This window comes from Terrabacter sp. LjRoot27, assembly GCF_964254175.1.
Classification (GTDB): Bacteria; Actinomycetota; Actinomycetes; order Actinomycetales; family Dermatophilaceae; genus Terrabacter.
The window spans coordinates 2,563,465-2,575,630 of record NZ_CAXUSS020000001.1; the positions used below are offsets into that span (position 1 = coordinate 2,563,465).

Genomic DNA, 12,166 nt, shown 5'->3' on the forward strand with positions numbered 1-12,166 from the left:
TGTGGTGGTGGGTGGGGTCGTTGAGATGGATCGGTATGCAGCAGAGCCGGGTTCAGCTCTTCACGGCCCCCGCCGTGAGTCCCTTGATCATCTGGCGCTGGAGGAAGAGGAACAGCACGAGGATCGGCAGCATCGCCAGCACGGTGCCTGCCATGACTGGTCCCCAGTTCGTGACGCCGTCGTTGTTCTGCAGGAACGTCAGACCGACGGGCAGGGTGGCCGTCGACTCGTCGTCGGACATGAGGAACGGCCAGAGGTACTCGTTCCACTCGTTGACGACCGTGATGAGCGCGAACGCGACCAGCGTCGGCCACGACATCGGCATGACGACCCGCCACAGCAGCTTCATCGGTCCGGCGCCGTCGAGGCGGGCCGCCTCGATGATCTCGCCAGGCAGGTTGAGGAACTGGTTGCGCATGAGGAAGGTGCCGAAGGCGACGCCGGCCAGCGGGATGATGATGCCCTGGTAGGTGTTGCGCCAGCCGAGCTGCGCCACGAGGGCGTAGTTGCTGATGACGGTGATCTGGTTGGGCACCATGAGTGCCGCGATGACGACGAGGAAGACGATCGATCGTCCCGGGAAACGCAGCAGCGACAGGGCGTACGCGCTGATGACGCCGAGGATGATCTTGGCGAGCGACGTCGCCGTCGTGATGATCACCGAGTTGCGGACGTAGTCGAAGAACGGGATGCGGGTCGTCAGCTCGCTGTAGTTCTGGGTCGTCGCGGGGTCCGGCCACCACTGGGCCGGACGCACGTAGATGTCTCCCCGCTCCTTGAACGAGGTGAGGAGGATCCAGAAGAGCGGGACCGCGACGACAAGGACGACGAGGACCATCCCGGCGTAGCCCGCGGCGGTCCAGACGGGGCCGCGGTTGTGCGTCGAGGCCTCGACGTTGTGGGCTGCCCGGCGACGCTGCCGGCGGGTCCGGGTCGGCGGGGCCTTCTCGTCGTCCAGCGTCCCGACGATGGTGGAGGTGCTCATGCCTTCTTCCCCCTGTCCATGAAGCGCACCTGGACGACCGTGACGGCCAGCAGGATGACGAACATGACGGTGGCGACGGTGGCGCCGTAGCCGGCGCGCTGGTTGACGAACGTCTCCTGGTAGACCTGGTAGACGAGGGTGGTCGTGGCGTTGCCCTGCGGGCCGCCGCGGGTCATGACGTTGATGATGTCGAAGACCTGCACCGAGCTGAGCAGCACCGTGATCGACAGGAAGAACGTCGTCGGGCGCAGCTGCGGCATGAGGACGCGCCGGAAGCGGGTCCAGGCGGAGGCGCCGTCGATCTCGGCCGCCTCGTCGAGGTCGGCCCGCCGGCCCTGCAGGGCGGCGAGGTAGATGACGAAGGTGTAGCCGATGTTCTTCCAGATGTAGGTCACGGTGACCATGAACAGGGCCCAGCCCGGCTGCTGGTAGAAGTCCGGCACCCCGACGCCGATGCGGACCAGCAGGTCGCGGATGAGGCCGTAGTTGGGGTCGAAGACGAACTGGAAGGCGATGCCGATCGCCGCGCCCGAGATGACGAACGGCGCGAACACGACCGAGCGGACGAGGTTGCGACCCCTGAGCTTCTGGTCGAGCAGCAGGGCGAGGCCGAGGCCGACGGCCATCGAGATGCCGACAGTCGCGACCGTGAAGACCAGCGTGTTGCGCACGATGATCTTCGTGTCGTCGCGCCCGAACCACTCGATGTAGTTCGACAGGCCTACGGGGTTGGCGATGGGCGAGGAGATGTTCCAGTCCGTGAACGACAGCCTGATGTTGTCGAGCAGCGGACGGTACGTGAAGACGATGAGCAGCACGAGGTTGGGCAGCAGCAGGAGGGCCGCGAGCGACCACTCCCAGGCCCGTCCACTCGACCGTCGCGGGGGCGGCCCCACCTCGGGCGGGGGTCCCCCGGATCCGGGCGTGGCACTGCGGGGTTGGGTCACCGATGACTGCACTCGGCAAACCTAGCCGCGTCGGTGCACCGATTGCGGCTTTGGTGCGTCGGGCATTCAACGCGTGTCTGAACTCCTGTCCCCAGCGGACCCGTGCGGTCCACGCGCGCAGCACGCGAAAGAGCCCCGGACCACAGGGGTCCGGGGCTCTTTCAGAGCGTGTCGCTCCGAGCAGTGACTGGCGTCAGTTGCCCGTCAGCTTCTCGCGAAGCGCGGCGAGCGCCTCGTCCGAAGCCAGGGTGCCCTCGGCCGGGGCCGGGGCGTTGCGCGGTGCGCGCTCGCCACGGTCGGCGTCAGCGGCCTCGGCCACGTCACCGGTCGCGGACGAGTACGAGGTCGCGGAGCCGGCGTTGGCCGCAGCCTCGGCGTCGGCCTTCGTCGCGGCGTCGACCTGGGCCTTGTGGGCCTCCCAGCGGGCGTGGGCGTCGGCGTACTGACGCTCCCACTTCTCGCGCTGGGCGTCGAAGCCCTCGAGCCACTCGTTCGTCTCCGGGTCGAAGCCCTCGGGGTACTTGTAGTTGCCCTGCTCGTCGTACTCGGCAGCCATGCCATAGAGGGTCGGGTCGAACTCCGACGCCGCGACGGCCTGGTCGTTGGCCTGCTTGAGCGACAGCGAGATGCGACGACGCTCGAGGTCGATGTCGATGACCTTGACGAAGATCTCGTCGCCGACGTTGACGACCTGCTCCGGCAGCTCCACGTGGCGCTCGGCCAGCTCGGAGATGTGGACGAGGCCCTCGATGCCGTCCTCGACACGCACGAACGCGCCGAAGGGGACGAGCTTGGTGACCTTGCCGGGGACGACCTGGCCGATGGCGTGCGTGCGAGCGAAGTGCTGCCACGGGTCCTCCTGCGTCGCCTTCAGCGACAGGGAGACACGCTCGCGGTCCATGTCGACGTCGAGCACCTCGACGGTGACCTCGGTGCCGACCTCGACGACCTCGGACGGGTGGTCGATGTGCTTCCACGACAGCTCGGAGACGTGGACGAGACCGTCGACGCCGCCGAGGTCCACGAACGCACCGAAGTTGACGATGGAGGACACGACGCCCGAACGGACCTGGCCCTTCTGGAGCTCCTTGAGGAACGTCGTGCGCACCTCGGACTGCGTCTGCTCGAGCCAGGCACGGCGCGACAGGACCACGTTGTTGCGGTTCTTGTCGAGCTCGATGATCTTGGCCTCGATCTCCTTGCCGACGTACGGCTGGAGGTCGCGGACACGACGCATCTCGACGAGCGAGGCCGGGAGGAAGCCGCGGAGGCCGATGTCGAGGATGAGACCACCCTTGACGACCTCGATGACGGTGCCGGTGACGACGCCGTCCTCTTCCTTGACCTTCTCGATCGTGCCCCAGGCGCGCTCGTACTGCGCACGCTTCTTGGACAGGATCAGACGGCCTTCCTTGTCCTCCTTCTGGAGGACGAGGGCCTCGACCTCGTCACCGACCTTGACGATCTCGCCCGGGTCGACGTCGTGCTTGATGGACAGCTCGCGCGAGGGGATGACGCCCTCGGTCTTGTAGCCGATGTCGAGCAGGACCTCGTCCCGGTCGACCTTGACGATGCGACCCTCGACGATGTCGCCGTCGTTGAAGTCCTTGATGGTGGCGTCGATCGCCGCAAGGATGTCTTCCTGAGAGCCGATGTCGTTGATGGCGATCTCAGGCGCGGTCTTCTCGACCGTGTTGGCAGTCATGTAGTAGGAACTCCGATTGTGGACAGTTAGATTGGGGACCTCGGGGCGGCTGACCTGACGGCCTGCGCCACGATGCCTTGTGGACAGGTGCAACATTGATCGTGCGCACACGGATGTGCACGGCAATCCTATCCGTGCTGTCACCAGCCGGTCAAAAGAGAGCACGTATGCCGTGAGCACGCCCACCGAGGCCACCCGCCGTCCCGCTCCCCCGGACGAGACGGTCGCCGCGAACCGCACGTGGTGGGACGCCGAGGCCACGTCGTACTACGTCGAGCACGGGTCGTTCCTCGGTGACACGGACTTCGTCTGGGGTCCCGAGCGGCTCCGCGAGGAGGACGCCCATCTCCTCGGCGCCCCCGAGGGCCAGGTCGTCCTCGAGATCGGCGCCGGCTCGGGCCAGTGCTCCCGGTGGCTGGCGGCCCACGGCGCGACCGTCGTGGCCACCGACCTGTCCGCGGGGATGGTCGCCACCGGCGTCGCCGTCAACGAGGCCCTCGGCGACGGCCCGGGCGACCCCGTCCGGGTGCCCTTTGCGCAGTGCGACGGCCGCGCCCTCCCCTTCGCCGACGCGTCCTTCGACACGGTCTTCACGGCATACGGGGTCGTGCCGTTCGTCGCGGACTCGGCCGTCGTCATGCGGGAGGCCGCCCGCGTGCTGCGCCCCGGTGGGCGCTTCGTGTTCTCGACGACCCACCCGGTGCGGTGGGCGTTCCCCGACGACCCGGGTCCGGGCGGCCTGACGGCACGCCACTCCTACTTCGACCGGACGCCCTACGTCGAGCAGGACGACGAGGGCCATGCGACCTACGTCGAGCACCACCGCACGGTCGGCGACCGGGTGCGGGAGATCACCGCGGCGGGGCTCGTCCTCGTCGACCTCGTCGAGCCCGAGTGGCCGGAGGGGCACGACGAGCCGTGGGGCGGGTGGTCCCCCCTGCGCGGGCGCGTCATCCCCGGCACGGCCATCTTCGTCTGCCACAAGCCCGCCTGACGGCATCGACCCCGGCGACGACCGCGTCCCGGCACACGACGGCGGCCACGGACCCGAAGGATCCGTGGCCGCCGTCGTCACACTGCCGTCAGAGGAAGCGGCGCCGCAGGAGGACCGCGCCACCGGCGAGGCCGAACACAGCGGCTGCCGCCGCGGTCCGACCCAGGTTCGCCGAAGCCTGCCCGTCGACACCGGCGAGCTCGTACGAGTACGCCGTGGCGCCCATGGCGCCCTTGGGCGCGCCGTACGCCATCCCCTCGGCCTTGGCCCGCCGCGCACCGATCTCGATGAGGGCGTACTTCTCCCCGTAGTCCGCCGCCGTGGCCTTGCCGGCCGCGACGAGCTTCTTCGTGCCCTCGTCGGAGAGACGCTGCGCGCCGTCCTTGAGCTGGGGCGCGCCGGCTGCCGCGTCGGTCAGGCCGGCAGCGAGCTGGCTCGTGCCGTCCGCTGCATCGGCAAGACCGTCGGAGAGCTGACCGGCACCGTCACTGAGCTTGCCCGCGCCGTCGTCGAGCTGACCCGCGCCGTCCGCGAGCTTGCCGACGCCGGCATCGAGCTGACCCGCACCCGAGGCGACCTGGCTCGACCCGTCGGCGAGCTTCGAGGCCCCCGCGCCGAGGTCCTTGGCGCCCTGGGCCACCTTCGACGTGCCGCCGTGCACCTGGTCGGCCCCGACCGTGAGCTGGTCGATGGCGTCGAGCAGGTCCAGGCCACCGAGACCGAGGAGGTCCACGCCGTACTGGAGGTCGTTGACGCCCCCGCGCAGCGTCCGGTTCTTCGCCGTGTCGGTCGGGCTGCCGATGCCGCCCTGGACCTTCGTGACGACGCCGTCGACGAGCGTCGACACGCCGGCGTCGACAAGGTCGACGCCCTCGAGCAGGCCCGGCACCTTGGGGTCACAGATCCCCTTGAGCGTCGTGTTGCTCAGGCCGCACTCGACCTTGGCGAGCCCGAAGGCCGCGTCGCTCAGCTTGCCCTTGAGCAGACCCAGACCACCCGACACCTGACCCAGGCCCGTGGACACCTGACCGAGGCCACCGGAGACCTGCCCCAGACCGTCCGACACCGAGCCGAGCCCGCCGGCTGCGGCCGTCGTCTTCGTCCGGAGGTCTCCGAGTCCTGCCTGCACCTGCCCGAGGATCCCCTGGCACACCGCGCCGCAGTCGGTGGTCTTGGCCAGCGCCACTCCACCGTCGAGCTGGTCGATACCGCCCCCTGTCTTCAGGGCGTCCTGGAGGCCGGCGCGGACCTGGTCCACGCCACCCTTGGACTGGTCGACCCCACCCTTGGACTGGTCGACCCCGCCCTTGGACTGGGTGACCCCGCCCTTGAGCTGGTCGAGGCTCCCGCCGTCCTTGGTGGCCTCCGCCAACCCGCCGCGGATCTGGTCGACGCCGTCGATGAGGGTTCCGGTCTGGCCCTTGTCGCCGAGCCCGGCACGCAGCTTCGCGATGCCCGCGTGCAGCGGCTTCGCCTGGTCCGGCAGCGCACCGACGCCGTCGTAGAGCTGGGTGAGACCGGCATCGACCTGGTCGAGACCGTCGGCCACCTGTGCGAGCCCGTCCAGCAGGGCCGGCGCGTTCTCGCCCACGAGGTGCAGACCGCCGGCCACCTGGCCGGCACCGTCGTCGACCTGACCGGCGCCACCGCTCAGCTTCTGTGCGCCCGCGTCCAGCTGCTTGTTGCCGTCCGCGACCTGGGTGGCGCCGTCGGCCAGCTTGGCCGAGCCGTCCTTCGCGTCGCCCGCTCCGGCGCGCAGCTTGGACGTGCCGTCCTTGAGCTGGCCGGCGCCACTGGCGAGCTCGCGCGAGCCCGGCAGGGCCTGGGCCCCGAGGCCGGCGTCGAGCTTCTTCGCGCCGTCACGCAGCTGGATCAGCCCCGCGAGGAGCGTGCTCGCCCCGTCACGCAGCTTGAGGAGGTTCGTGTCGATCTCGGTCGCACCGGCCGTCAGGGTGGCACCCGTCGTGGCACCGCCCTTGTAGCTCTCGGCCCCGCCCTTGAAGGACGGGCTCTCGAGCGGGCTGACCGGCAGGGCGGACACGGACGCCTTGGGAAGCGTCCCGTCCACGATGTCGGCGGCGTACCCGAACGTCGCGGTGGGCGTCCCGATGGGGCCGAAGAGCGTCATCGTGAAGGTCAGCTTCGTGCCGCCGCGCCCGTCACCCGCGAGGTTGGCCTCCTTCGAGCTGACGTTCGTGAACGTGCCCGGCAGCGTCGTGGTGAGCGATCCCACCATGGGGATGACGACGTCCTCCGTCGCCGACGCCTGGTTGCCCGTCCCGTCGTCGAAGGTGACGAGCTGCGAGGAGCCCGTGACGTTCTTGACCGTGTAGCGCACCTCGAGACGGCCGCTGCGGCCGAGCAGGTCACCGGGCTCGACGGGCTGACCGTCCAGCGTGTAGACAGCCCGGACCTCGAGGGGCAGCTTCTTCGTGAAGTCGCTGACGGTGCGCAGGCGCTGCTCACCGTCCACGTCGAAGCTGCCGGTCATGACGCCGTCCTTGACGTCGAACCCGCTGAAGCCGTCGAGGTTGCGCAGGCCCTGGGTCTCGATGGGGTTCTGCAGGTCGACGGTGCCGCGGCCCTTCATGGCCACCTGCTCGTAGACGCGCGCGACGTCCACGTTGCCCGTCGCGTCGAGGTAGGCCTGCACCGTCTCCGTGTTGGAGACCTGCACCGATCCGTCCCCGGCGGCAGCCGCCGGCGACGCTGCCAGCAGCAGGAGGGTGGGCATGGTCGCCAGGCCGGCGACGATGGTGGCGAGGGTCCGCTTGCTCACTGTGCTGCTCCCTTCACGAGGTCATCGAGGTCTGTGGTGCTGGAGGAGTCGTCGTGCTGGTCGTGCTGGTCGCGCTGGTCGCGCTCGGCACGCCTCGCCTCGACGGCCGGCTGCGGCCGCGCCGACGCGTGCGGTTCCGACTGTGCTGCAAGCAGGTTCGTGGCGAGATAGCCGAGACCCACGGCGAGCAGCACCGTGGTGGCAGCCGCAGGCGACTCGGTGAGGAACTGCGAGGGCGCGTTCGTGTAGACCGACTCGTAGGCGCCGACGATCGAGGCCGCACCCACGAGCCCGCTCCACAGCGGGAGACGGCCACGGCTGACCGCGGCGACGACGGCGATGAGCGCCACGACGACGAAGGCCGCGACGGCGCGCCCCGCGGACGAGTCCGGGAGGACGGCGGCACGCAGCGCGAAGCCGAGCCAGGCCAGGAGGAAGCCGGCGAGGAAACCCGCCACCTTGCCCCAGGCGGGACGGTGCGGGACGAGCCCGAGAACACCGCCGAGAGCCGCGCCGAGAAGGGCGACGTGCTCGAGGTCGAGACCGAGCAGGTCGCTCAGTCCGATGATGACCGCCGCGAAGACGGCGAGACACAGACCTGTGACCAGGCTTCTGACCATGTCCACCTCACAGTAAAAGCACCCGTCTCCGATGACGGGTGCAAGTTACCGAGCAGTATGCAGGTGCGGTGGGGTCCGTGGTGTGTCAAGTGGTGGACACCACGTCGCCGTTGCCAGAACGTGACCTAACGGACACCGTGAAGTGGGTAGGCGGGCCACGGAGCGTCGCGCGGACGGTGCCGGGTGCCCCGCCCCGTCAGTGGGCGGCGTCGTGCCAAGAGTGACCGACGCCGACGTTGATGTCGAGCGGCACGTCGAGCTCGGCGGCGTGACCCATCTCGTGGCGCACGAGCTTCTCGACGTCGTCGCGCTCCCCTGCGGCGACCTCGAGGACGAGCTCGTCGTGGACCTGGAGCAGCACGCGCGACCGTGCGCCCGCGTCGGTGAGCGCGCGGTCGACGCCGATCATGGCGACCTTCATGATGTCGGCGGCCGAGCCCTGGATCGGGGCGTTGAGCGCCATCCGCTCGGCCATCTCGCGTCGCTGGCGGTTGTCGGACGTCAGGTCGGGCAGGTAGCGCCGGCGGCCGAACATCGTCGCGGTGTAGCCGGTGCCGCGGGCCTCGGCGACGACCTCCTTGAGGTAGTCGCTGACGCCGCCGAACCGCTCGAAGTAGCCGTCCATGAGGCCGCGGGCCTCCTCGGTGCTGATGGTCAGCTGCTTGGACAGGCCGAAGGCCGACAGCCCGTAGGCGAGGCCGTAGGACATGGCCTTGACCTTGGAGCGCATGGCCGAGGTGACGTCGTCGGGCTCGACACCGAAGACCTTCGAGCCGACGAAGTTGTGGAGGTCCTCGCCGGTGCGGAAGGCCTCGATGAGGCCCTCGTCGCCGGACAGGTGCGCCATGACGCGCATCTCGATCTGGGAGTAGTCGGCCGACATCAGCGCGTCGTAGCCGTCACCGACGACGAAGAGCTCGCGGATGCGTCGGCCCTCCTCGGTGCGGATCGGGACGTTCTGGAGGTTGGGCTCGGTCGAGCTGAGGCGGCCCGTGGCGGCGATGGTCTGCAGGTAGGTCGTGTGGATGCGGCCGTCGTCGGCCACCGACTTCTGCAGTCCCTCGACCGTGACCCGGAGCCGGGCGGCGTCGCGGTGGCGCAGCAGCGCCTCGAGGAACGGGTGCTCGGTCTTGGTGAAGAGGTCGGACAGCGCGTCGGCGTCGGTGGTCCAGCCCGTCTTGGTCTTCTTCGTCTTGGGCAGGTTGAGCTGGCCGAAGAGCACCTCCTGCAGCTGCTTCGGCGACCCGAGGTTGACGTCGCGACGGTCGATGGCGTCCCACGCGTCCTCCTGCGCCTGGGCGACCTTGGCGGCGAAGTCGCCCTCGAGGGACTCGAGCCCGGCCACGTCGACGGCGATGCCGGTGCGCTCCATGCGGGCGAGGACGCCGACGAGCGGGATCTCGACCTCCGCGAGCAGCTGGTCGCCGCCGGTGGCGCCGACCTGCTCGTCGAGGACGTCAGCGAGGTCGCGCACGGCAGTGGCGCGCACCATCTCCTTCTGCGCGGCGACCTCGTCGGCGTCGCCGCCGAAGTCGAGCATGCCCTGGCCGTCGGTCGGGGCGGCACCGCTCAGCTCGCGGTGCAGGTTGCGCAGCACGAGGTCGTCGAGGTGGTAGGTGCGCTGGTCGGGCTTGACGAGGTATGCCGCGAGCTGGGTGTCGCTCGTCAGGCCGCCGAGCGTCCAGCCCCGGGCGCCGAGCGCCTCGATCGGCCCCTTGGCGTCGTGCATGGCCTTGGGTCGCGCGGCGTCCTCGAGCCACCCGCCGAGCGCGGCCTCGCCCTCGGGGGTCAGGGTCTGCAGGTCGATCCACGCGGCGCTGCCGTCGGGTGCGGCCACCGCCACGCCGCTCGCGTCACCGGTGCCCCGAGCCCACGTGCCGGCCACGGAGAGACCGGCACGCTGGTCGGACGCGAGGTGCTCGGCCACCCAGGCCGGCACGGCCTCGGGTGCGAGGACCTCGCCGTCGACGTCGAAGCCCTCCTCGGCCTCGGGCGCAGCGGCCTCGACGGTGGCGAAGAGCCGGTCGCGCAGCACGCGGAACTCGAGCCCGTCGAAGACCGTGTGCACCTCCTCACGGCTCCACTGGGTGCGCTGGAGGTCCTCGACCTCGACGCCCACGGGGCTGTCCTTGACGAGCTGGTTGAGCCGACGGTTGCGCAGGACCTGGTCGAGGTGGTCGCGCAGCGACTGCCCGGCCTTGCCCGGGATCTTGTCGATGCTCGCGACGATGCCGTCGAGGTCGCCGTACTGGGTGATCCACTTAGCCGCGGTCTTCGGGCCGACACCGGGCACGCCCGGCAGGTTGTCGGAGGTCTCGCCGACCATGGCCGCGAGGTCGCTGTAGCGGGTCGGCGGGACGCCGTACTTCTCCTCGACCTGGGCAGGGCCCATCCGCGACACCTCGGAGACACCACGGACCGGGTAGAGGATCGTCACCTTGTCGGAGACGAGCTGGAAGGTGTCACGGTCGCCCGAGCAGATGAGGACGTCGATGTCCTGGGCCTCGGCCTGCGTCGCGAACGTCGCGATGATGTCGTCGGCCTCGTAGCCGTCGAGCTCGACGTAGCGGATGCGGAGCGCGTCGAGGATCTCCTTGACGAGCGGGATCTGGCCCTGGAACTCGTCGGGGGTGCGCGCCCGGCCCGCCTTGTACTCGGCGTACTCGTCGGTGCGGAACGACTGGCGGGCCTTGTCGAAGGCCACGACGACGTGCGTCGGCTCCTCGTCGCGCAGCATGTTGATGAGCATCGAGGTGAAGCCGTAGACGGCATTGGTGTGCTGCCCCGTGCTCGTCGAGAAGTTCTCGGCGGGGAGCGCGAAGAACGCACGGTAGGCCAGCGAGTGTCCGTCGAGGAGGAGAAGTCGGCTCACACGGCAACCCTAGTGGCGGCCACCGACGGCGTGAGCCGGGGCACCGGGAGGGCGGGAGGGCGGCATACGATCCCGGCATGACCGACTCTTCGACGCAGGCAGCCGACCAGAACCTCGACGACATGCGGTCGATGGCCGAGGGGACGCTCCTCGAGCGGATGCACATCGAGCTGACCGAGGTCTCCCCCGAGCGCCTCGTCGCGACGATGCCCGTCGCCGGCAACACCCAGCCGTACGGCCTGCTCCACGGCGGGGCCAGCGTCGTGCTCGCCGAGACCCTCGGCTCGATCGGCGCCCAGATCCACGCCGGCCCGGGTCGCGTGGCCGTCGGTCTCGACATCAACGCCACGCACCACCGTGCCGCTCGCACGGGCGTCGTGACCGGCACGGCGACGCTGCTGAGCGCCGGCCGCACGCTCGTCAGCTACGACGTCGTCGTCACCGACGAGGACGGCAGGCGCGTCTGCACGTCGCGGATCACCTGCCTGCTGCGCGACGCGGCCCCGGGGGCCTGACGCCGGACGCGCCGACCTCCGGAGAGGTCTCAGCCGGCGATCTTGGGGTCGTGCCGCGGCGCCCGCGCCCGCAGGTCACGACGCCGCTGGAGCAGGTCGAGCGAGACCCGCTGGGGTCGCGGCTCCCCCGCCAGCTTGCGCTGCATCGTCGCCGAGGTCGCGACGCGCCGCACGGTCTCGGGTGCGAAGCCGAGCCGGGCGAAGAAGCGGTTGGCCTCGCGGTCACCTGCGGGCACCGAGCTGGCCAGGTGCTCGCAGCCCTGACGGTCCGCGTAGCGCCCCGCGGCCGTGAGCAGGGACCGGCCGACGCCCTGACGGCGGAACTCGGGGTGGACGAAGAGCATGTCGATCGACACGCAGGGCGAGTCGACGAGCAGGCTCCGCGTCGAGTCGGCGAGGACGACGTAGCCCGCCGGACGTCCGTCGATGGAGGCGATGAAGGCGCAGATGTCGTTGCGCTGCAAGGCATTTCGCAGGGTTCCGTCGAGCGCCAGCCGCTGGGCCGCCTCTGGGGTCGTGCCACCCTCGATCCGGTGCGTGATCCACAGCTCGATGAACTGCGAGTGCAGGCTCTCGTCGACCCGCTGCACCGAGACCAGTGCTCGACCCATCATCCCTCCCGTTCCTGCCCCGAGGTCACCCGGGAGACACTACGACCAACGAGGCCGCGGCGGAAGAGGAACGCGCAGGTGCACAGCTGGCGAACGGGGCGTCACGACCGTGGTCGTGACGCCCCGTTCGGATTGCTG

The 12,166-nt window shown here is 70.0% G+C and carries 9 protein-coding genes; 2 read left to right on the forward strand and 7 right to left on the reverse strand.

Annotated features, from left to right (window positions below):
- Positions 1–52: 52 nt before the first annotated feature.
- From ACSQ2D_RS12040 to rpsA, 3 genes are all read right to left on the reverse strand, one after another.
- Entirely contained in the window at positions 53–985 is a 933-nt protein-coding gene (locus ACSQ2D_RS12040) for a carbohydrate ABC transporter permease (protein WP_435986179.1), read from the reverse strand.
- Entirely contained in the window at positions 982–1,944 is a 963-nt protein-coding gene (locus tag ACSQ2D_RS12045) for a carbohydrate ABC transporter permease (protein ID WP_435986180.1), read from the reverse strand. Before ACSQ2D_RS12045 ends, ACSQ2D_RS12040 begins: the two co-directional genes overlap by 4 nt.
- 181 nt (positions 1,945–2,125) lie before the next feature.
- Positions 2,126–3,637, reverse strand: coding sequence for a 30S ribosomal protein S1 (gene rpsA / locus ACSQ2D_RS12050; protein WP_435986181.1), 1,512 nt, complete (start codon positions 3,635–3,637; stop codon positions 2,126–2,128).
- A gap of 172 nt (positions 3,638–3,809) precedes the next feature.
- Between rpsA and ACSQ2D_RS12055 the strand changes: the two genes are divergently transcribed.
- Positions 3,810–4,631, forward strand: coding sequence for a class I SAM-dependent methyltransferase (locus ACSQ2D_RS12055; protein ID WP_435986182.1), 822 nt, complete (start codon positions 3,810–3,812; stop codon positions 4,629–4,631).
- Positions 4,632–4,719: 88 nt separating this feature from the next.
- Here ACSQ2D_RS12055 and ACSQ2D_RS12060 read toward each other — a convergent pair whose 3' ends face one another.
- The 3 genes from ACSQ2D_RS12060 to polA form a co-directional block, all read right to left on the reverse strand.
- On the reverse strand, positions 4,720–7,410 hold the full coding sequence (locus ACSQ2D_RS12060) for a hypothetical protein (protein WP_435986183.1): 2,691 nt from the start codon (positions 7,408–7,410) through the stop codon (positions 4,720–4,722).
- Positions 7,407–8,030, reverse strand: a complete 624-nt coding sequence (locus ACSQ2D_RS12065) for a hypothetical protein (RefSeq protein WP_435986184.1) — start codon at positions 8,028–8,030, stop codon at positions 7,407–7,409. The genes ACSQ2D_RS12060 and ACSQ2D_RS12065 overlap by 4 nt, the downstream gene beginning before the upstream one ends.
- 196 nt (positions 8,031–8,226) lie before the next feature.
- Positions 8,227–10,902 (reverse strand): DNA polymerase I, encoded by a 2,676-nt coding sequence (gene polA, locus ACSQ2D_RS12070; RefSeq protein WP_435986185.1) that lies wholly within the window; start codon positions 10,900–10,902, stop codon positions 8,227–8,229.
- 77 nt (positions 10,903–10,979) lie between these two features.
- Here polA and ACSQ2D_RS12075 point away from each other — a divergent pair, with 77 nt between their 5' ends.
- Positions 10,980–11,417, forward strand: coding sequence for a PaaI family thioesterase (locus ACSQ2D_RS12075; protein WP_435986186.1), 438 nt, complete (start codon positions 10,980–10,982; stop codon positions 11,415–11,417).
- 29 nt (positions 11,418–11,446) lie between these two features.
- Here ACSQ2D_RS12075 and ACSQ2D_RS12080 read toward each other — a convergent pair whose 3' ends face one another.
- Positions 11,447–12,028, reverse strand: coding sequence for a GNAT family N-acetyltransferase (locus ACSQ2D_RS12080; RefSeq protein ID WP_435986187.1), 582 nt, complete (start codon positions 12,026–12,028; stop codon positions 11,447–11,449).
- Positions 12,029–12,166 lie beyond the last annotated feature (138 nt).

Bases quoted from the DNA above. Each gene is read 5' to 3' on its own strand.
- ACSQ2D_RS12040 (WP_435986179.1), bottom strand. From the start codon at position 985: ATGAGCACCTCCACCATCGTCGGGACGCTGGACGACGAGAAGGCCCCG.
- rpsA (WP_435986181.1), bottom strand. From the start codon at position 3,637: ATGACTGCCAACACGGTCGAGAAGACCGCGCCTGAGATCGCCATCAAC.
- ACSQ2D_RS12065 (WP_435986184.1), bottom strand. From the start codon at position 8,030: ATGGTCAGAAGCCTGGTCACAGGTCTGTGTCTCGCCGTCTTCGCGGCG.
- ACSQ2D_RS12075 (WP_435986186.1), top strand. From the start codon at position 10,980: ATGACCGACTCTTCGACGCAGGCAGCCGACCAGAACCTCGACGACATG.
- ACSQ2D_RS12080 (WP_435986187.1), bottom strand. From the start codon at position 12,028: ATGGGTCGAGCACTGGTCTCGGTGCAGCGGGTCGACGAGAGCCTGCAC.